We start from the raw sequence: 20,441 nt of genomic DNA, 5'->3' as shown, positions 1-20,441 counted from the left end.
TGTAACTAATTTTTTAACAAGAAAGGAGCATTTCAGTTGAAAAGTGTCAAAATAAAAAATGTCTCTAAGAAATTCGGTCACATTCATGGCGTAAAAAATTTAGATCTTCATATTAAAGCTGGTGAATTTTTCACCTTTCTCGGCCCAAGTGGTTGTGGGAAAACAACTACACTAAGAATGATAGCCGGCTTTTATTACCCAACAGAAGGGAAAATTCTTTTTGATGATTTTGATGTGACAAGGCTTCAACCTAATAAACGGAATATCGGTATGGTGTTTCAAAATTATGCCCTCTTTCCACATATGACGGTAGATGAAAATATCGCCTTTGGATTACAAGTACGAAAATTTTCGAAGTCGGAAATCAAACAAAAGGTCGACCGTATTAGAGGGCTTGTTCATTTATCGCAATATGGGAATCGGAAAATTAATGAATTATCTGGTGGTCAGCAGCAACGGGTTGCATTGGCAAGAGCACTTGTAATAGAGCCCGATATTTTATTGTTAGACGAGCCATTGTCGAATTTAGATGCTAAATTACGCGAAGAAACGCGCGTAGAAATAAAACGTATTCAATCCGAGCTTGGTGTTACAACCATCTATGTTACGCATGATCAAATGGAGGCTATGTCCATGTCAGATCGGATCATGGTCATGGAAAATGGGAACGTCAGACAAATCGGTACTCCGCAAGAAATTTATAATCGACCTTCTAACCGCTTCGTCGCAGATTTTATTGGTGAGACAAACTTAATTGAGGCGACAATTGATGCTGTTAATGGTGACGATATACAAGTAAAAACGACAAGTGGACTTGTTTTGACTGGGCGAAAGCAACAGAGCTCCCCCACTTTAACGCATATGATTGGAGACAAAGTATTTATTTCTATTCGCCCTGAATCCATTAATCAAGGTACTGGTGAAAACACATTAACAGGTAAAATCACTTTTGTTGAATTTACAGGAATAAGTGTGAACTACATTGTAGAATGTCTAGATTTTTCACTAAAAGTAATGATTATCAATATGAACGGTCAACTTAAAAAAATTGGTGAAGACATCACCTTAAATATAACCCAAGATTCACTGTATTTTTTAGGAGAATAGGAGGGTAACAACATGGAAAAAACACACCTCAATCCTTCTGAAGGAAATGCATGGACACGACTAACTAGCTCAAATTGGTTTGTCTATATTTTAGTTGCACCTTTATTTTTAGTGTTGTTTGCCTATGTAGTATACCCGTTCTATCAAACTTTTACAGAAAGCTTTTCTGGTGATGATGCACTATCTAATTATAAAAATTTTTTTAATATAGCTAGCCCAGCAAATATAGAAGCATTATGGACTAGTATTTATATATCCGTTATCAGTGTTATTTGCTGTGCAATCGTCGGTGTAACTATGGCATTTTTACTGGAACGCTATGATTTCCCAGGCAGACGGATACTCTCTGTTTTAGTATTGGTACCCATGGCTCTTCCGCCGCTAGTAGGTGTGCTGTCCTTTACATTTTTGTATGGAGAGAGTGGGATTTTCCCACGTGCGTTTCAGCACCTATTCGGTTTAGAGCAAGTTCCATTTTCATTAAAAGGCATATGGGGAGTTATCGTCGTACATACATTCACTATGTACACTTACTTCTACTTAACCGCCTCAGCAGCTATAAAAGGTCTTGATCCAGCTTTAGAAGAAGCCGCAACTAGCTTAGGTGCCGGGCGTGTTCGAATATGGACAAAGATTATTCTACCCATGTTAACACCCTCGATTGTTGCCTCATCCCTACTCGTATTTATGATTTCTATGGCATCCTACACTGCACCTTTAATGTTCGGTGTTGAACGCACGATGACCATGCAAATCTATTTATCACGTACGAATGGGAATTTAAATATGGCAGCGACACAATCTATGATTTTATCCTTTGTGTCCATTACCTTTTTAATTATTATGCGCTGGTATCAAAACCGCCGAAATTACCAAAATCTTAGCAAAGGTATTAGTGTTCATCGATCCGAAGTGTCTTCAAGAGGCATGAAAGTTATGGCGACTATTGCGTCTTTCATAGGTACATTAATTTTAATTTTGCCGATTTTAGTGCTTATATTAATTTCATTTTCCGTTGATGGTGCATGGAAAACGCAAATTCTCCCAACAGATTATACATTAGATCATTATTTTGCTCTTTTTACAGATGAACGGACGTGGCGGCCGATTTGGAATTCTGTTCGAATGGGGATTGTTGCCACGCTCGGCAATATCATTTTCGGTGTTGCTGCAGCCTACGCTATGGTGCGCTTAAATTTTAAAGGTAAAACATTACTCGATATTTTAATCATGGTTCCTTGGGCATTGCCGGGTACCGTTGTAGCTGTCAATCTGATCGCAGCCTTTAGTACGGAAAATATATTCTCCTTTAATCAAGTTCTTATCGGGACATTTTGGATTTTGCCGTTAGCTTATTTTATTAGACATTTACCCCTTGTTTTCCGATCGACATCTGCATCACTTGTGCAATTAGATCAATCTATCGAAGAAGCTTCACGAAGCTTAGGTGCAACCTGGTGGTATTCATTTAGACGTATTGTACTACCACTTACATTTACGGGCATTTTGGCGGGTACATTACTAGCACTTGTTCAAAGCTTCGGCGAATTCGTAGCGTCTATTCTTCTTTACAGTACGTCAACGATCCCATTATCAGTGGCGATATTTCAAAAATTGTATTCTTTTAAATTTGGTACTGCTTGTGCATACGGTGTCTTACAAATTTGTTTAATTTTAATTGTATTGATTATTTCCGAGAAGTTATCTAAAGGCAGTGCTGGTTCGGCCATATAACTGCTAATCTACTAGGAGGCAATAACTATGTTTGAAGATTTCCGCAACAAGACCCAGCGAGAAGATGGGATGATCTTCCCTTCCAATATTTATCGTAAAATTGTCTTGCAACCGGCTTACGATGAAGCCAAGAAAAACTTTTTAACAATTATGTTGCAAATCAATATTGCACACTTAAAAATGTTAGAAGAACAGGGTTTAGTTAAACAAGAAGAAGCTAAAGAAATTGGTACTGCTTTAAAAAAACTAGACTTGAACTATTATCGTATTGAGGATTACAGCCCGCGATATGAGGATTTGTTTTTCCGCATCGAAAATAAATTAATAGAGCTTGCTGGTGATGTTGCAGGGAATCTTCACATTGGTAGAAGTCGTAATGATATGGGCATTGCCATCTATCGCATGACTTTAAGAAAAAAATTGTTATTGCTTATGCAAGAATTACTGACATTACGAGATGATTTAATCGCAGCGGCTGAGGAGCATGTTGATACGATTATGATTGGCTATACACATACGCAGCAAGCACAGCCAACAACCTTTGCGCATTATTTGAAAGCTGTCATCGATCAACTTGAACGAGATTTTGAACGTTTACAGCATGTCTATAAAACGGTGAATCGCAGTAGTATGGGGGCCGCAGCATTGACGACAACAGGCTTTAATATTAGTCGAGAGCGCATGCGTGAGTTATTGGCATTCGATGATATTATCGAAAATGCGTGGGATGCTGTTGCTGGAGCAGATTATATTGCGGAGGCAGCGAGTATCGTACAACTTGCGGCACTTAATCTTGGCCGCACATCCCAAGATTTCTTACTTTGGGCTACACAGGAATTCAATGCGTTTACGCTAGCAAGCCCGTACGTGCAAGTTAGCTCTATCATGCCACAAAAGCGCAATCCTGTTTCGATAGAGCATACACGTTCATTGCTATCAGCGGTTGTTGGTGATGCTAGTACAGTATTACAAATGGTACATAATACACCTTTTGGAGATATCGTAGACACAGAGGATGATATGCAACCTTATTTATGGCGCGCGATCGACCGTTTAATAGGTATATACAAACTATTTGGTTCACTTGTTGTCACGATGGATGTAAACAAGAAAAAACTAAGAAATCGAGCAGAAAATAGCTTTGCCAATGTGACAGAGCTCGCAGATACGTTTGTGCGCTCTGAAGGGATTTCCTTCCGCCAAGCACATAGTATTGTTAGTAAATGTATTAAAGTATTGCTCTCTCATGGGGAGGAATCTCTAGCAAGTCTTACATGGGGTCTTGCCAATACACAATCTAAATTAATTACTGGTAAGCCATTAAAAATTTCTGAGGAAGATTTTTATAGCACATTAAAACCAGAAACTTTCGTTGGTGTACGTACATTACTTGGTGGTCCAGCGCCCGCAACGATGAAAGAATCTCTTGAACGCTCCAAGGCCAATACTCATAACCTTAAAGAGTGGGTCAGTTTGAAAGAGTCTAAAATTGTTGAGGCAGAAAAACAATTAACATTAATTTTCGAGGAATGGAATCAATGATGGAATGGCTACTTATTATTGACGGTGGTGCTACAAAAACGGCATGTGCGCTCGTACATGCCGAGTCAGGTGAAATAAAATATACAACATCAAGCAGTGGCTCGAATTATCAAGCGATCGGTGCTATAGCTGCTACAGAAATATTGCAAGCATTATTAGCAAATGTGCAAGGTTTTTTACAACAGCAAGATGACTCAACTATTGCTGTTGCTACCTTTGCAATGGCTGGGATTGATTCTCCCAAAGATCATGAAGCCGTATCAGCAATCGTTCATAGTGCACTATCTACATTACAGCTAAAGATAGATACGCTTATTATAGAAAATGATGCACAAGCCACTTTACTTGGTGTTACTGCTGGACATGCAGGCGCATTACTCATTGCTGGAACCGGAGCTATTGCGTACGCATATGATGGTACACAAATCGTACGTGCAGGTGGTTGGGGGCACCGTGCAGGAGATGAAGGCAGTGGCTATTGGTTAGGACAAGAAATTATACGCGCCATTTTCCGCATGGAAGACGGGCGTGGTGAGCCGACCATATTAAAAAATGCTGTCTATGATTATTTACAGATCCAAGATGTTACAGAGCTAGCTTCATGGCTATTCCGTCCATCCTACACAAACGCGCAGCTTGCAAAAATGGGTGCATTTTTGGCAGGGGCCGTGACCAAAAAGGATTCATGCGCTATTCAAATATCAATGCGTGCTGCTCATGAATTAGTACTCCTTGCATGCGCTGTGGTGAAAAAAATTGATTATAAGGGCGAAGCATTCAGCCTTTATTGTAATGGTGGTGCCATAAAGCATAATCCATTAATTTTTAAAACTTTTTCACAAGAAATGAAATCGATGTATCCTGAAATTGAGATTTCTTTATGTCAGCACCAGCCTATCCATTATCTTATAGAGCGAACAAAAAAAGCCTATGACAGTTTGTAATGTCATAGGCTCTTCATGTTGTTGAAAACTATTATGTTCAATGAAATCAAGTTGTCTATTTAAACAAAGTACTACTCCTCTGCAAAACGAGGGGTTAATTTCCGTTCCGACTGGACGCTTTGTTGCTGCCGCTTCGCTTTCGCACAGAAAAAAACATTTGTTGCTGCCGCTTCGCTTTCGCACAGAATAAAAAACATTTGTTGCTGCCACTTCGCTTTTGCTACAGAGCAAAGCTTCCCGGGGCGTCCGCTGAGCCGCTTCACTCGCATTCTCGCTCCAGCATATCATCTGTGACGCTAATCCCCAAGGAGTCGTCCAATCTCCACTCCAATCAACCACTTCACATACCGTGTATCTGCTGGCATGACACTCATATCTTTTTATTGATCAAGTTAAAGCGCCATTTTTTTCAGTTCATTTGTCGTGAAATATAAATAGTTGTCCTGCACAAATAAATCTTTCGTTTCTTCCCTATTTAATACTTTTTCGCCGCTTCCATCCGGGCGAATCTTTGTTAAATACGCTCCTTGTGAATAATTACTAAAATATAGCCAGCCATCTGCATAAACGATGTACTGTGCACGTGATTTAGTGACACGTTTCGATTTACCAGTTTGTAAATCAAGCACGTACAACTTATTATCATCAGCAACATTACTATAAAATATTTGTTGCCCTACTTGTGCAGCGAAATCTACATTATGAAAGTAGCTATACATTGTACTCGTTGCTTTCGGGTAGTCTTTAGCAATCCATGTATGATCCTTTGCCATCGTGCGATCATCCACTAAAAAGTATTGATAGCGAACCGCCCCTTTACGATCAGGCACCGGGTCATTCCATGTTGTATCAAGGTGATACCATCGACCATCCAGCTTTACTAAATTCCAAGCATGTCCTTCCTGTCCGACATAGCCTATGATATATTTCGTTTCTATACCTAGCTTTTGTAACATCGAATGAGCCAACAACGCATAGCCCTGACAAACGCCACCATGCTCTGCAAGCACTGTATATGCGCTATGTGGACTAGAATTCGTTTGATCCGTATAAGCGGTGTTAGCGACGATATAATCATTGACAGCCCTAACCTTCTCTACATCACTTAATGATTTCTTATTGATTGAGGCTACAATCTCTTGCACATTCATTTCAACAAATGATGCCTGTTCTGGTGTCATTAAATAACTTTGCTCTCCAAAGATTTTGGCTGTTTTTCTTCCATATTCAAAACGAATGGAATGCTTACTTATATGTCCATATACATAATCATCTCGTTTTATAGCATTTTCATAGGCTTCTTCCACTAACTGTTCAATTCGTTGTGTATCGCCTTTATATTGAATCTCAAACGTAGGTGAAAAACTACTATAGTACGCATACATCGCATCAGCCATTTCCTTTGCATTTGTTACAACTAACTTTGCTTCAGGTTTTTTAGCTACAGGAGCTGTAACGGCTCCTCCTTCTGGCTTTTCTTCTATAGGTGTGGCCGTTTCAATGGAGGTATTCTCTGAAAGTTTAGCAGTAACATCTATGATTTTGTCCTTTGTTGAAAGAAGCACCGTTTCTATTTCATCATTATTTGCCCACGTTATTACTTGTTGTACAACTGCTTTACCAGCCGTATAAATGGGGTCAATAAAAATAATTAAAATTACAATAATGGCTAATTTTTTCCACAAAATCCTCACCTCCAACCGTTTTCCTGTTTTCATTATATACAAAAAAAGCACAAAGGACTCACTCGGAAGTCCTTTTGTGCTGTCATTTTATAAATAGAAAAGAATATTTGAAGTTTATTTTATTTTAAGCTTCTGTTCTTTGCCATTAACATTATAAACTAAATAATTATCATTAATTCTTAAATCAGAAACTACTTGCTTCACGAGCACCTCAGTTTTTAATGTTTTAAGATTTAATTTTGTTAAATAGCCACTGTTACTGTAATCACTGAAATATAAAAAGTTATCCGCTCCTGTAATATACAAAGCACGTTTATCAATGACCTTTGTTTTGTTACCACTTGCTAAATCGAGCGTATACAATTTATCTTTGTCTGCCGTATTGCTAAAGTACAGCGTATTATTAACCTGATATGCAAAATGAACATTTTGCATATAGTTATATTTTGTACTTGTTGCAGCAGGATAATTTGATGCTATCCATTTATGATCTTTCTTTAGCTGTGCATCCGTCACTAAAAAATAATCATACGAAGAAGCACCGAAACGATTTGGTAATGGATCATTCCATGTTGTATCTAAATGATACCAGTTACCATCAATCTTCACTAAATTCCATGCATGTGCCTCGTTATTATTAACAGTACCAACAACATATTTTACATCGAATCCAGCTTGTTCTAACATTTTGTAAGCTGTTAACGCGTAGCCCTGACATACAGCTTGTCCTTCCATTAACAATGCATAAGCACTATGAGGACTAGCCTTTGTTTTAGTACCATATGTAGTATTTGACACAATATAATCATTAATCGCTTTTACTTTTTCGAATTCTGTTTTCATTGAAGGCTTAATAATCGTTTTTAATAGTTGATCAACCTTTTTTTGTACAGCCGCTTCTTGCGTTTGGTTTGTCAAATATTTCACTTTAAATGTCACATTACCCATTGAGTCTGCTGAAATAGCCGTACTCTCCATATGACCACTCGCATAGACTGCTTGTTCCTGTGCTTTTTCAAAGGACTTCATAAAATTCTTTTTGAAATCAGTCATTGATCCACTATATGTAATTTTAATTTCAGGAGCGAAATTATTTAATTGCTTTACGATTTCTGTTGTGAATTGATCCCAAGTTGTTACTTTATTATTAGCTACTACATTATAAGCAAACGCAGCGGAAGTATTTACTGAGCGAGCGTCTGCATGTTGAGCATAGGCTGCTGTTGGACTTAACATCAGTAATGCTGCTCCGCTTATCAACCATTTTTTCACAATAAATCACCTTCTATTTGTTATATTCTTGTAATTAGAATAACAGAGAAAGGAACTACAAATCTATCAGACAAGTTCACTATCCATGACTTTTAACTATATGTATAACACATAATCAATAGGCACAAATACCTTGAAATAAAATATAAGTATCAATTAAACTATATTTTTGTAAAAAAAAATAAAAACTCACCTGTTTTAAAGTGAGTTTTATGATGATCTTTTTTATAAGATAGGCTTCCCTTTATTTAACGGCTTTTCACCACTAAATTAACTGCTTCTTGAATGGCTTCATTCATTTTCTCGCCATCACCTTCAGCATTTTGTACACATTCTAAAAGATTCGTACTGACAATAACACCAACTGTACGATCTACTGCTGAGCGTACTGCCGACAATTGAGTAATGACAGCCTTACAGTCCTTTTCTTCTTCCATCATTTTTAAAATTCCACGTAGCTGACCTTCCATCCGTTTCACTCGATTTTTCACTTGATCTGAATATTCCATCATTATAGCTCTCCTTCTTTCTATACTTGCTACGTTCTTGAGTAATTTTTATTCTTTATCCTAGCATATTACTTCACCTATTGTTATTTTCTCTTGGATTTAAATAATTCATAAGCATTTTAACAATAATTGACCTTGCATTTGTTATTTCATCATACTGGATCACTGTATTTTTCTTTATTCGTAGCTGACCTATCTCTACTTCAAAAATTGGACACTTTCTTTTAATGGCCGCAACCAACATATTTGTGTCGTAGTCATACCGTTCACCTTTTACTTTTATCAGCCACGGAAGCTCTTTTTTAGAAATAAAGCGTAAACCAGTTTGTGTATCCATCAGTTTTCTATGATAAAGGATTTCAAAAAACAAACTTGTTGTTCGATTAGCCCAATATGATAAAAACGTACTGTCCGAGGAATGGAAATTACGTACGCCTAACACAATTCCTTCAGAAAATACCTTTGTCATTGTTAAAACTAGCTTCACATCCTGTAAAGTATGTTGGTTATGAGCACCTACTGTTATAACACCTTGAAACATCTCCCTTTGCTCCATTACATAGGCAAAGGCTGTTTTTAGTGCGCCTCCCTTACCAATATTGTTGTCATGCTTTAGTACTCGACAGCGGTCAATCTTTTGTAATTCTTCAAATACATTTGCATATTTTGGGTCGCTACCATCATTGACAACAATAACTTGACTAATAGCGGTGGCTAATAATTGGTGGACATAGGTTATAAGTGACTGTTGTGGATTATAGGCTGGTATAATTGCTGCAATATTTTTCATCATTTTTATCCCCCGGATAATATGAAACTTTGGCATATGCACTCTCTAATAATCGTTACTGAATTTCAACAAATCTCCTTATAACAAATAGTATCATGTATCGAGGACAATTCAACAATAACGGTATTTTCCCGATATATGAAAAAAAGGCTATCATTCGTAGTGTATTGTGATTTCTGCTCCGTTAGCAACAGCAACTGCACGATATTGGTCCAAGGGCGTTATCTAGGAGTGATGTAGCCTTCGTTCCTCTATCGCTAATCCTCAAAAGTTCACCCAGTCGGAACAGAAATCAACTAATAACAAATTAAATATCCAAATTTTTAGTGAAGAGCATACAAAGAAGAATTTTATGAAATAGGTGATTGCTATCGTTGTACAATATGAAATCGTCCAAGATCAATGTAAGAAGTTAAAAGCTTTGTGCCTGGTGAAATTGGCTAATAATTTACAGGATGCTAGCTCGCTTGCCATTACAAAGCCAGCTCTATCTCTTCAAAAATCACTCCTAGTACTGGAGGAAGTTTTATATGAACTTTATAAGCTGGAAATGCATACTGAACCAAAGCTAAAAAATAGACGATCATTACTCAATAATCGTAGCTTTGTTGCAAAAATTCATCCACGCCGCATTTATTTATTAATGAATCTTGTAAGCAAAATGACTTCTAGTAATAGAAGTGAAGTGGTGGAGGCAAAGGCGGCAAAAATTGTTCTTGATTATATAAGTGATATTGTCGAATGGTTTATCGAACGCTATGACCGTACCTTCAAGGAAAAGTTGATGCGGCAAAGCTCCCGCTTTGAAGATATAACCTCAGCTTTTGATATAAATACGCTACTTCAAGATGACCAATCAACCGAGGCCTATAAAACAGCTGCAGACTGGTTTGAGCTTGCCGCAAAACAAGGGAATGCTAGTGCTCAATATAATTTAGGCGCTCTTTATAATCAAGGCCGTGGTGTAAAGAAAGATTATGCAGTAGCAAAAATGTGGTATGAACGGGCCGCTGCGCAAAATGATGCAAACGCACTTTATAGCTTAGGCGTGTTCTATCATTTAGGACATGGTGTTATGCAAAATTATGAAGAAGCCGCTCACTATTATAAAGCGGCTGCAGATTTAGATAATGCAGATGCGCAGTACAATCTAGGAGTCCTATACAATCAAGGACTCGGTATGCCACTAAACTTTTCCGAGGCAGCAAAATGGTACATGCTAGCAGCCAATTCAGGAAATACAAGCGCTCAAAATAATCTTGGATTCCTTTATCACAATGGGACTGGTGTCGAGCAAAGCTATGAGGAAGCTATAACCTATTTTGAAATGGCTGCATTAGCAGGTGATGCTAGTGCTCAATATAATCTTGGCTATATGTACCTTAAAGGTCGTGGCATCTCGCAAAATTTTGAAGAAGCTGCGCAATGGTTCCATTTAGCTGCACTTCAAGACCATACAAATGCAGAATTTCAATTAGCTATGCTATATAACACTGGACAAGGTATTCCTTATGATCGCCTAGAGGCTATAAAATGGTTTAAGCTTGCAGCACATAAAGGACACTTGAATGCCCAATACTGTCTCGGTGTGCTCTATGTTAAAGAAAACGATATAACTTTAGCTAAAAAGTGGTTACAGCTAGCCGCTAGCAACGGACATATAAGTGCGGGCTTTGAGCTTGGACGTATTTATATATACCACCTTCAGCAACCAGAGGAAGCTCTCCCTTACTTCAAAGCGGCTGCTGAAAAGGGTTATGCTGATGCTCAGTACGAGCTCGGATTATTATATGAAGCTGAATTGAATTATGATGAAGCAGTAAAATGGTGGAGGGCCGCTACTGATCAATCCCATATTCAGTCTGAATATCAATTAGGGTTATTATATGAGCACGGATTAGGGGTCGAGCAGGACCTAGAGGAGGCACGACGCTGCTATCGACTCGCTGCAACCCAAGGACATGCCGGTGCTCAATATCAGCTCGGTAATTTATTTGATAAGGGTAAAGGTGTCGAACAGGATTATACGGAGGCTGCGAAATGGATTGAACAAGCTGCCGCTAAGGGACATGCCAAAGCACAATATCAATTGGCTCAAATGCACAGTCATGGGCAAGGGGTACCAAAGGATTTTGCGAAGGCCGCCCAGCTGTATCGACTCGCTGCCAATCAAGGGCATCAAAAAGCACAATTCCAGCTTGGTATGCTTTACAAAAAAGGACACGGTGTTGCACAGGATTATACGGAGGCAACAAAATGGCTTAAGAAGTCCCTTGAAAATATTAAATAAAGGACTCGTTAGCTGAACGTAGGGTTAATTTCCGTATAACGAGCCAAACAAAGCTGTTCTTCATAAAAAATACCGTGTCACTCTTATTAAAGATGATGACGCGGTATATTATTTAGTTCTTCTTTCCTATTTTTTAATCTACCATAAATGTTACAACGTTGAATCAAGATAAAGAAAATCATTGTAAATGTTCTGCTCTGGATTCAAATTGTAGAACCACATGCCTAGCGTTAAGGCAAAAATCGCAGCAAGACGAATAAGGCGTATACTCCATTTTTGTTCCAAACGATACCCTAAGCTGTTTCAGCAGTTTATCATGTGAACATTAACTTTACAGGAACTCCTCATTACAGTTTAGGTAAGTGGACACGCACCTTCGTACCGGAATTTATAACACTGTCCATATGAACCGTTCCTCCATGTAGCTCAGCAATTTGCTTCACGATGGCTAGTCCAAGCCCAGTACCTTGCTTTGTTCTGGACGCATCTACTCGATAAAAGCGATCAAATACCTTTTGTAGCTGCTCGGCAGTCATTCCTATGCCGCTATCCTCAATAAGTACTTCAACTGAGGTTGAAGATTGTTGTATGTGAATATGAATTTCTCCACCTTCGACATTGTATTTAATGGCATTTGTCAATAAATTATCCCACACATTTTGTAATAATCCCGCATCGCCATCATATGTTACTGGTTCAAGCTGATACGATAATTGTACATTAGCGTCTTCAAGCTGCCAGCGATATTTTCTTACGGTTTCCTTTAATTGCTCATCTAAACGATAAGGCTCACACTTTAATAGCCTTGTAGATTGATCGAGTGATGTTAGTAATAGTAATTGCTTCGTTAATGTCGACATACGCTTCGTTTCTAGCTCAATAATCGTTGTATATTCCTGCCTCTCCTTGTCGGTCAGCAAGGGATTCTTTAGTAAATCTACATAGCCTTGAATATTCAACAATGGTGACTGAAAATCATGTGATACATTACTGATAAACTCTTTACGTATTCGATCATTTTCCTGTAATTTTTCTGTCATAACATTAAAGCTAACCGCTAATTGTCCAATCTCATCTGCTCGATCTATATCCAGTAGCGTATCGAATTTTTCATGTGCAAGCTGATGTGTTGCCTCTGTTAGTTTTGTAATAGGGCGAATTAGAGCCTTCGCAAAAAGTAGCATTGCCAATAGACTAAGTACTGTCATCGTAAGCATAAGTCCACCAAGTATCGTATGCACTTCAGAGAACAACAAGCGAATATCAGGTCTAATGAACAGTGCATACTGCTTATTTTCATAACTAAACGGTACACCTATCGTATTAATTAACTCATTCGCAAAAAAGCCTGTCACAAAAGTCTCTTTTGGAAAATCGCGCATACCATGATAAATTTCCCCGTTTAAAACACGCTTGACTGTATTTGATGGTAATGTTTTATCACGATACTCACCGCCGAAGAAATGCCCTTCGCCATCAGTTGTTACATAAATTTGATAGCCTATTTCACCAAGAGTCGTTAAATAATTATCTAAATCATTAGGCTTTGAAGACGCAATGTATTTTGCAATATCCTGCGCAATTTTCACATTTTTAGCATCGTTTTTTTCCTTCACAACTTGATGATAATACGTATTTGTCGCTAAAAAGCCGATACATAAGCTGCCAACCATAACGAGCATCGTCGTGACAACAAATCTACTATATAACGTTTTTATCATGTACTAACCTCAAGCTTATAGCCAACACCACGCACTGTTGTAATTTCAACATCTGATTTATAACGATGAAGACGTTCACGAATCCGCTTCACATGTGTATTTAAAGTCTGTTCATCTCCATCGTAATCATAGCCCCACACCTGCTCCATAATAAAGCTACGTGTAAACACCTGATTTGGGCGAGATGCTAGTAATGCCAATAGTTCAAATTCCTTTAAAGGTAGAACAAGTGTATCTTCCCCAATGACAACCTCAAAGCTTCGACGATCAATAACGAGTCTACCCACCTGGATGGTTACCTGATTTTTCTTATCGAATCTACGCAATATCGCGGCTATGCGAAACAGCAATTCTTTAGGTTCAAAAGGCTTTACAACATAGTCGTCTGAGCCTGCCAAAAACCCTCGTTCTTTGTCCTCAAGCTCGCCTTTTGCTGTTAATAACAATACGGGGATATCGTACTCCTGGCTCAATGTCTCGGTTAATGTAAAACCATCCATTCCTGGCATCATAACATCTACAACTGCCAAATCAGGCAAGTTTCCTTCAAGTAGTTTAAGAGCCTGGTGTCCGTTTTCCGCCTGTATCACCTGATAGCCCTCTCTTGTCAGATAAATATTTACTAGCTGTAAAATATGTACATCATCATCTACAACAAGAATTTTCATTCAGGTCAACCTCCATCCAACTTGTTTCTGGTACACTATTTTAACAAAAAATCCGCCGAAAAAAGTTAAAGTCTCCGGCGGATGTCACAAAATTATGCCGAGGCATAATTGATAACTTCATTTTTCATATTATAACGAAAAGAAAGAAATAAACAGCAATATAAGTAATGGCAAACCAATTACGATATAGCCACGTGGATTTGCAAAATTCATCGTCCAACCGACCCCAAAGCGTTTCTCTACAAAAACGGAAGGATCTTGACGATTCACATAAATTAATCCACCCTTCCAATAGCGATCCTCATCAACATCCATTACTTCTGAAACGACATTGTCTCCATAGCTCACCCTCAGCTTGCGTTTCTTCCAGGCATAAACGAGGACTAAGCCAAGAACAAGCAATAAGAACAAAATAAATACCGGTAGTAGACTTTTTGCTGTAGCCATTGAAGGGTAGATGTTGCTTAGCTGTAATACTGTAAATAATATTGTAAAGGCATAGCTTAATAACATAATGCTCCAACTCATATACTTTCGGCTTTTTAACTGCTCTTCCAATGATTCTTCCTTACGGTTAACAGCCAACTTGATTGCTGAATGCTTTATAGAATCTACAATTCCCCACATCATACATTGTATCATCAACATAACAAGTGGCAGTGAAATAGCAGTAAAATATGTTTTGCTTCTCCAAGAATCCGCTTCACCGCTAGGTCCCCAGTGTACAGCAATGTGATCTGGTATTTGATCATAATGGCGGAATGTAAAGATAATTAGAAGCGCTGTAACGCCAAAAGGGATTACATAAAATGGCCACGGAAGCATTTCATCACGACTACGTGCCGTTAAGTCAACAGCACGAACTTGTTTTATAGTTAAGCCCCATTGCCCTTCCTTTTTAAGTTTTAAAATTTTTTGATGGTTTATCCAATATAATGTCATACTGACTGCAAGCATTGCAAATAAGCAGCCAAGCAGTAACATACTTTGCATAGCCTCAAATTGTGCAAAGTAATAATAGCTAAAAATCATTATCATTAATAATAGGACACCAGAAATTCCAACGATTTGAGCATAATGCTTTTTCATATTACATAAAGCGGGATGCTTTACGTTTTGTTCAGGTACAGTAACGCCAAAAATGATTGTCTCTCGTACTATATATGGAACAAATACTTGTAGAGCTAATGTAAAGAGGTAGACGGTTAAGAAAACGAAAAGTAGCATGTGCTACACCCCTTCTGCAGGTATTTGCAAATCAGAAAATACCTTTTTTATCATGTGCTCGATTTGTTCAGCTGTTGCGCCGAGCACCATCCCTTCTACTACAACAGGCTTTAGGCTTTTTTCAATTTGTTGAAATTGTTCAGCAGTTAATGCTCGCTCTTCTGTTGAACGAATAATAGCACCTGATTTGGCTCTTATAGTTATGATCCCCTTTTCCTCCAGCTCATGATAGCTTTTATTAACTGTGTGCATATTAACGCCCAGATCAGCCGCTAAACTACGTACAGATGGTAGGGTATCTCCTGGCTTCATTTCTCCTCTTACAATACCTTCAATAATTTGCCGTGTTACCTGTTCATAGATTGGTACATCAGATTGTGGCTCTATTTGAATAAACATTCATATCATCTCCAAAGTTGTTATATAACTAATATAACAAATAATCATTTTTTGTGCATAAAAAGTGAGACCAGTTGGATTTTATAGTCAATATGAACAATCAAAAAAAGGAGATATCCCATGATTAATTCAGGACATCCCCTTTCAACGATTGCTAATGCATCATTAATTTCATCAAAAAAAATGCCTTACAAGCTCCCCATCTAAGCTCGTAAGACATCCTTCACCCCATTTAAATCTCTTTTTATAATAGACCCCTTCTTTTGTAACCGTGTTCATTTTTTAGTAAGGAACGAGGGAACAGACCCCGTCCGTTACACTAGTGGAATAAGGTGGACTCCATTCGAGTTTAGTCCACAACAATTTAGGAAAGTTTGGATATGTTCGTTTCGTAGATTCGTATCTCAAATCAATTATGCTAAAAGCAAGTTAAGCTAATTTTTCGTAACCTGGAAGCGTCAAGAATTCCACAAATTCGTCTTGTTCAATTAAAGATTTAAACAGCTCAGCAGCTTCTTCATAGCGTCCGCTGTTATAGGCTTGTTCCCCAACACCCTCTTTAATTTTTACAAGCTCTTCCTCCAAGATATCTAGTACAAAGGCTAATGTAATACCACGGCCATCATCTAAAACACCTTTTGGATGACGAATCCATTGCCATACTTGTGTACGAGAAATTTCTGCAGTTGCAGCATCCTCCATTAAGTTGTTAATCGGTGCAGCTCCGTTGCCTCGTAGCCAAGAAGCAATGTACTGAACCCCTACACTACAGTTAATACGAAGACCTTCAAGTGTAATTGTACCTTCTGGCACAGCTACTAAATCTTCCGCTGTAACATTTACATCCTCGCGCTTTTTATGGATTTGGTTTGGTGTCGTCATAATCGCATCAAACTGTTCCATTGCTGTTGCAACCATACCCGGATGCGCTACCCAAGTTCCATCATGGCCATCTGTTGCCTCACGACGTTTATCTTCTGCAACCTTTGCAAACGCTACAGCATTCGCGTCGTCATCTCCTTTAACAGGGATTTGCGCTGCCATACCGCCCATCGCAGGAGCATTACGTTTATGACATGTTTGAATACATAATGACGTATAGGCCTTCATGAATGGTACAGTCATTGTCACTTGCCCACGGTCTGGTAAAATTACATCAGGCTGATTGCGCAGACGTTTGATATAACTGAAAATGTAATCCCAACGCCCACAATTCAGACCAGCTGAATGTTCGCGTAATTCATATAAAATTTCATCCATTTCAAATGCTGCTAAAATTGTTTCAATTAATACAGTAGCCTTAATTGTCCCTTGTGGAATTCCGATATAATCTTGTGCAAACACAAAGACATCATTCCATAAGCGAGCCTCCAAATGGCTTTCAAGCTTTGGTAGGTAGAAATAAGGTCCTGTACCTTGTGCCAATGCATTTTTAGCATTGTGGAATAAATACAGACCGAAATCAAAGAAGCTACCAGAGATCGGTTCACCATCCACTAGTACATGCTTTTCAAGTAAATGAAGACCACGTGGACGAACTAATAACACAGCTGTGTTTTCGTTTAATTTATACGTTTTACCATTAGATGCTTGTGTAAATTCAATTGTCTTATTAATAGCATCACGCATATTAATTTGACCGCCAATCATATTTTCCCATGTCGGTGCAGATGCATCCTCGAAGCAAGCCATAAACATTCTTGCACCAGAGTTTAATGCATTAATAACCATCTTACGGTCAACAGGACCTGTAATTTCTACACGACGGTCTTGCAAATCTGCTGGAAGTGGTGCAATTGTCCAATCTCCCTCACGGATCTTCTTTGTTTCTGGTAAGAAGTCGAGTTTCTCACCTGCATCAAGACGCTTTTGACGTTCTTGACGAGCCTCTAACAGCTCTTTTCGACGAGCATCAAATTTTTCGTGCAGGGCAAGAACAAACTCAATGGCTTCTGGTGTTAAAATTTCTTTTGTCTGCTCGTTTTGTTCCCCAACAATTTTAAGCTTACCTGTTGTTGCTTGTTCCATCAGTTATTTCCCCCACCTTTGCGAATTTAAGTAGTCATCCCCCGCTTTAGGAGGAGCGGAGGAGACTAATCTATGATTATGAATTTAGGAATACGCGTACTTTGTGACTTAAACGAATTGTTCTGTCTCTGTAGAACCCGCCATTGCCGTCGTAGAAGAAGTACCGCCAGAGATAACTTGAGATACATCATCAAAGTAACCAGTACCTACTTCACGTTGGTGACGTGTAGCTGTATAGCCTTTTGATTCTGATGCAAACTCAGCTTGTTGTAGCTTAGAGTATGCAGCCATACCATTATCCTTATAATCATGTGCAAGCTCAAACATAGAGTGGTTTAATGCGTGGAAACCAGCTAATGTTACGAATTGGAATTTGTAACCCAATTTACCTAGCTCGCGTTGATATTCTGCGATTTCTTCTTCTGATAAATTTGCTTTCCAGTTGAAAGAAGGTGAGCAGTTGTATGCTAGTAATTTACCTGGGAATTCAGCATGAATAGCTGCCGCAAATTCACGAGCTTCTTCAAGAGATGGTTTAGACGTTTCACACCAAATCAAGTCTGCATATGGCGCGTAAGCTAAACCACGAGCAATCGCTTGTTTGATGCCTGGTTTTGTACGGAAGAAGCCTTCTGGAGTACGTTCACCCGTAATAAACTCAGCATCACGCGGATCGATATCAGATGTTACCATATCAGCAGCATCAGCATCTGTACGAGCGATTAAAATCGTATCAACACCCATTACGTCTGTTGCAAGACGAGCAGCGATTAAATTACGAACAGCATTTTGTGTTGGAAGTAACACTTTACCACCTAAGTGACCGCACTTTTTCTCAGAAGCTAATTGGTCTTCTAAGTGAACACCAGCGGCTCCAGCTTCAATCATTCCTTTTACAAGCTCAAATACGTTTAGAGGACCACCGAAGCCAGCTTCAGCATCTGCTACGATTGGAGCGAACCAATCAAATTGATCTACACGTCCTTCAGCATGATCAATTTGGTCTGCACGTTGTAAAGCTTGGTTAATACGCTTCACTACTGCTGGAACAGAGTTTGCTGGATATAAGGATTGATCAGGGTACATTTGACCAGAAAGGTTAGCATCAGCAGCGACTTGCCAGCCCGATAAGTAGATTGCTTTTAATCCTGCTTTTACTTGCTGTACAGCTTGATTACCAGTCAATGCACCTAATGCATTAATGAACGGTTCTTCTTGTAAAGACTTCCAAAGTCGAGCCGCACCTTTAGTTGCTAAAGTTTGTTCAAGTACTACAGAGCCCTGTAGCTTAATAACCTCTTCAGCAGAATATGTGCGTTCAATACCAGCCCAACGAGGGTTCTCTGCCCATTGTTTTTCTAATGCTTGGATTTTTTCTTGACGTGTTGACATATTGAAATTCCACCTTCCCCTTTGTATACAATATACTCTGTTAAAAAACTTTTAATCAGCTGTTCCATAACAGGTTTATTTGTTATAAATTAATATATAACAGTGCATCTGAATTTTCATTATTTTTAGATAAAATACCAAATTTTAATGATAAAACCGCTTTTTTGGGCGACGAAATTTGGTAAACTGTTTACAAACAAGGGGGATATTCACAATGAAAAATGAGTTTAATTCTTTGTCAAAAGATATATCGCAACAGTTTATTTCAATGTTAAAAGACTGGGTACCAGCCAATTCATCCATTGCAATTGCTGCTGAAAACTCCTATATCTATTTTCATTCTGGACATCAAAACATTAACTTGGAAATAGGTCAACAAGTACAGTCTGGTAGCATTGCCGAGCAAGTACTACGCACAAGGAAACGAACAGATGCCGTTTTAGATAATTCCTTATTCGAAACACCCTATTATGGAATAGGTTATCCTATAAACATATTAGATGTGCCTGCTGCACTTGTTGTAGTTTTACCTTCAACCTTTACCGAAAAGAAATTGGAGCCCTTTCAATTTTTAACTGGAAAGCAAGAAGAGGAATGGAATCCTGTTGCAATAGAAAAAATCTCTCATATTGAAAGCCTGCAGAAAAAAACGTGGTTTTATGTAGAGGGGGAACAATTTAAAACAAGTATTACTCTTAAAGAACTTCAAATGCGTCTACCGTCATCTTTTATTCGCATTCACAGGTCTTATATTGTTAATATTCATTTCATAAAAAAAATAGCTCGTGATCTTACTTCTAATTTTGTTGTCACTCTAAAGGATGGCAGTGAACTACCCGTTAGCCAATCTTATTTAAATACTCTTCGAAACGCCCTTGAATTTTAGATTTTGCCTTGCGTAATTGTTGTTGCTGTCGCTTCGCTTTCGCACAGAGAACATTGCTGATTGAAGAAAAAAGGCTGTCCTATACATTTATTGTATAAGACAGCCTAAAAAAATAAAAAAGCCTGAGAAAAAAATCTCAGACTTTAGCTTGCCTAGCGACGTCCTACTCTCACAGGGGGAAGCCCCCAACTACCATCGGCGCTAAAGAGCTTAACTTCCGTGTTCGGTATGGGAACGGGTGTGACCT

At 38.5% G+C, this 20,441-nt stretch carries 17 protein-coding genes and 1 rRNA gene; 6 read left to right on the top strand and 12 right to left on the bottom strand.

Annotation, left to right across the window (positions count from 1 at the left end):
- Positions 1-36 precede the first annotated feature (36 nt).
- The 4 genes from PVA17_RS15575 to PVA17_RS15560 are packed head-to-tail and all read left to right on the top strand — an operon-like array spanning position 37 to position 5,327.
- Positions 37-1,107 (top strand): ABC transporter ATP-binding protein, encoded by a 1,071-nt coding sequence (locus PVA17_RS15575; protein ID WP_274068197.1) that lies wholly within the window; start codon positions 37-39, stop codon positions 1,105-1,107.
- Between the two features lie 12 nt (positions 1,108-1,119).
- Positions 1,120-2,841, top strand: coding sequence for an ABC transporter permease (locus PVA17_RS15570; RefSeq protein WP_274068196.1), 1,722 nt, complete (start codon positions 1,120-1,122; stop codon positions 2,839-2,841).
- A 27-nt stretch (positions 2,842-2,868) separates the two neighbouring features.
- Positions 2,869-4,383, top strand: coding sequence for an argininosuccinate lyase (gene argH / locus PVA17_RS15565; RefSeq protein WP_248717636.1), 1,515 nt, complete (start codon positions 2,869-2,871; stop codon positions 4,381-4,383).
- Positions 4,380-5,327, top strand: coding sequence for an N-acetylglucosamine kinase (locus PVA17_RS15560; protein ID WP_274068195.1), 948 nt, complete (start codon positions 4,380-4,382; stop codon positions 5,325-5,327). The genes argH and PVA17_RS15560 overlap by 4 nt, the downstream gene beginning before the upstream one ends.
- A 71-nt stretch (positions 5,328-5,398) precedes the next feature.
- Here PVA17_RS15560 and PVA17_RS15555 read toward each other — a convergent pair whose 3' ends face one another.
- From PVA17_RS15555 to PVA17_RS15535, 5 genes are all read right to left on the bottom strand, one after another.
- Positions 5,399-5,590 carry a hypothetical protein gene (locus PVA17_RS15555; RefSeq protein WP_274068194.1) on the bottom strand — a complete coding sequence of 64 codons (192 nt, stop codon included), beginning with the start codon at positions 5,588-5,590 and terminating at the stop codon, positions 5,399-5,401.
- Between the two features lie 129 nt (positions 5,591-5,719).
- Positions 5,720-7,021 (bottom strand): transglutaminase domain-containing protein, encoded by a 1,302-nt coding sequence (locus PVA17_RS15550; RefSeq protein ID WP_274068193.1) that lies wholly within the window; start codon positions 7,019-7,021, stop codon positions 5,720-5,722.
- Positions 7,022-7,126: 105 nt separating this feature from the next.
- The gene (locus tag PVA17_RS15545; protein ID WP_274068192.1) at positions 7,127-8,284 is read right to left on the bottom strand and encodes a transglutaminase domain-containing protein; all 1,158 of its coding nucleotides are present in this window, start codon (positions 8,282-8,284) and stop codon (positions 7,127-7,129) included.
- 248 nt (positions 8,285-8,532) lie between these two features.
- A complete protein-coding gene (locus PVA17_RS15540; RefSeq protein ID WP_004233098.1) occupies positions 8,533-8,793 on the bottom strand; it encodes a metal-sensitive transcriptional regulator in 261 nt (86 codons plus the stop codon).
- A 73-nt stretch (positions 8,794-8,866) separates the two neighbouring features.
- Positions 8,867-9,586 carry a glycosyltransferase family 2 protein gene (locus PVA17_RS15535; RefSeq protein WP_274068191.1) on the bottom strand — a complete coding sequence of 240 codons (720 nt, stop codon included), beginning with the start codon at positions 9,584-9,586 and terminating at the stop codon, positions 8,867-8,869.
- A gap of 427 nt (positions 9,587-10,013) precedes the next feature.
- Between PVA17_RS15535 and PVA17_RS15530 the strand changes: the two genes are divergently transcribed.
- Complete coding sequence (locus tag PVA17_RS15530; protein WP_274068211.1) at positions 10,014-11,873, top strand: tetratricopeptide repeat protein; 1,860 nt, start codon at positions 10,014-10,016, stop codon at positions 11,871-11,873.
- A gap of 347 nt (positions 11,874-12,220) precedes the next feature.
- Here PVA17_RS15530 and PVA17_RS15525 read toward each other — a convergent pair whose 3' ends face one another.
- The 6 genes from PVA17_RS15525 to aceA all read right to left on the bottom strand — a co-directional run bounded on the left by PVA17_RS15525 (position 12,221) and on the right by aceA (position 19,308).
- A complete protein-coding gene (locus tag PVA17_RS15525; protein ID WP_274068210.1) occupies positions 12,221-13,591 on the bottom strand; it encodes a sensor histidine kinase in 1,371 nt (456 codons plus the stop codon).
- The gene (locus PVA17_RS15520) at positions 13,591-14,262 is read right to left on the bottom strand and encodes a response regulator transcription factor (RefSeq protein WP_274068190.1); all 672 of its coding nucleotides are present in this window, start codon (positions 14,260-14,262) and stop codon (positions 13,591-13,593) included. Before PVA17_RS15520 ends, PVA17_RS15525 begins: the two co-directional genes overlap by 1 nt.
- Positions 14,263-14,391: 129 nt before the next feature.
- Positions 14,392-15,489 (bottom strand): DUF1648 domain-containing protein, encoded by a 1,098-nt coding sequence (locus PVA17_RS15515; RefSeq protein WP_274068189.1) that lies wholly within the window; start codon positions 15,487-15,489, stop codon positions 14,392-14,394.
- 3 nt (positions 15,490-15,492) lie between these two features.
- Entirely contained in the window at positions 15,493-15,888 is a 396-nt protein-coding gene (locus PVA17_RS15510) for a GntR family transcriptional regulator (RefSeq protein WP_132363649.1), read from the bottom strand.
- Positions 15,889-16,317: 429 nt separating this feature from the next.
- On the bottom strand, positions 16,318-17,916 hold the full coding sequence (aceB, locus tag PVA17_RS15505) for a malate synthase A (protein WP_274068188.1): 1,599 nt from the start codon (positions 17,914-17,916) through the stop codon (positions 16,318-16,320).
- Between the two features lie 108 nt (positions 17,917-18,024).
- Positions 18,025-19,308 carry an isocitrate lyase gene (gene aceA, locus PVA17_RS15500; protein WP_132363653.1) on the bottom strand — a complete coding sequence of 428 codons (1,284 nt, stop codon included), beginning with the start codon at positions 19,306-19,308 and terminating at the stop codon, positions 18,025-18,027.
- A 214-nt stretch (positions 19,309-19,522) separates the two neighbouring features.
- On the opposite strand from aceA, the gene PVA17_RS15495 reads away from it, so the two are divergent.
- Positions 19,523-20,194, top strand: coding sequence for a LytTR family DNA-binding domain-containing protein (locus tag PVA17_RS15495; RefSeq protein ID WP_132363655.1), 672 nt, complete (start codon positions 19,523-19,525; stop codon positions 20,192-20,194).
- Positions 20,195-20,344: 150 nt separating this feature from the next.
- On the opposite strand, the gene rrf is transcribed toward PVA17_RS15495, so the two are convergent.
- A 5S ribosomal RNA gene (rrf, locus tag PVA17_RS15490) occupies positions 20,345-20,441 on the bottom strand; the annotation flags it as partial.

It is taken from the genome of Lysinibacillus sp. CNPSo 3705 (assembly GCF_028674935.1).
Lineage (GTDB): Bacteria > Bacillota > Bacilli > Bacillales_A > Planococcaceae > Lysinibacillus.
The sequence above is the reverse complement of the archived record's forward strand: the minus strand, read 5'-3'. Positions and strand labels throughout refer to the sequence as shown.

Bases quoted from the DNA above. Each gene is read 5' to 3' on its own strand.
- PVA17_RS15570 (WP_274068196.1), top strand. From the start codon at position 1,120: ATGGAAAAAACACACCTCAATCCTTCTGAAGGAAATGCATGGACACGA.
- argH (WP_248717636.1), top strand. From the start codon at position 2,869: ATGTTTGAAGATTTCCGCAACAAGACCCAGCGAGAAGATGGGATGATC.
- PVA17_RS15560 (WP_274068195.1), top strand. From the start codon at position 4,380: ATGATGGAATGGCTACTTATTATTGACGGTGGTGCTACAAAAACGGCA.
- PVA17_RS15540 (WP_004233098.1), bottom strand. From the start codon at position 8,793: ATGGAATATTCAGATCAAGTGAAAAATCGAGTGAAACGGATGGAAGGT.
- PVA17_RS15535 (WP_274068191.1), bottom strand. From the start codon at position 9,586: ATGATGAAAAATATTGCAGCAATTATACCAGCCTATAATCCACAACAG.
- PVA17_RS15520 (WP_274068190.1), bottom strand. From the start codon at position 14,262: ATGAAAATTCTTGTTGTAGATGATGATGTACATATTTTACAGCTAGTA.
- PVA17_RS15515 (WP_274068189.1), bottom strand. From the start codon at position 15,489: ATGCTACTTTTCGTTTTCTTAACCGTCTACCTCTTTACATTAGCTCTA.
- PVA17_RS15510 (WP_132363649.1), bottom strand. From the start codon at position 15,888: ATGTTTATTCAAATAGAGCCACAATCTGATGTACCAATCTATGAACAG.
- aceB (WP_274068188.1), bottom strand. From the start codon at position 17,916: ATGGAACAAGCAACAACAGGTAAGCTTAAAATTGTTGGGGAACAAAAC.
- aceA (WP_132363653.1), bottom strand. From the start codon at position 19,308: ATGTCAACACGTCAAGAAAAAATCCAAGCATTAGAAAAACAATGGGCA.
- PVA17_RS15495 (WP_132363655.1), top strand. From the start codon at position 19,523: ATGAAAAATGAGTTTAATTCTTTGTCAAAAGATATATCGCAACAGTTT.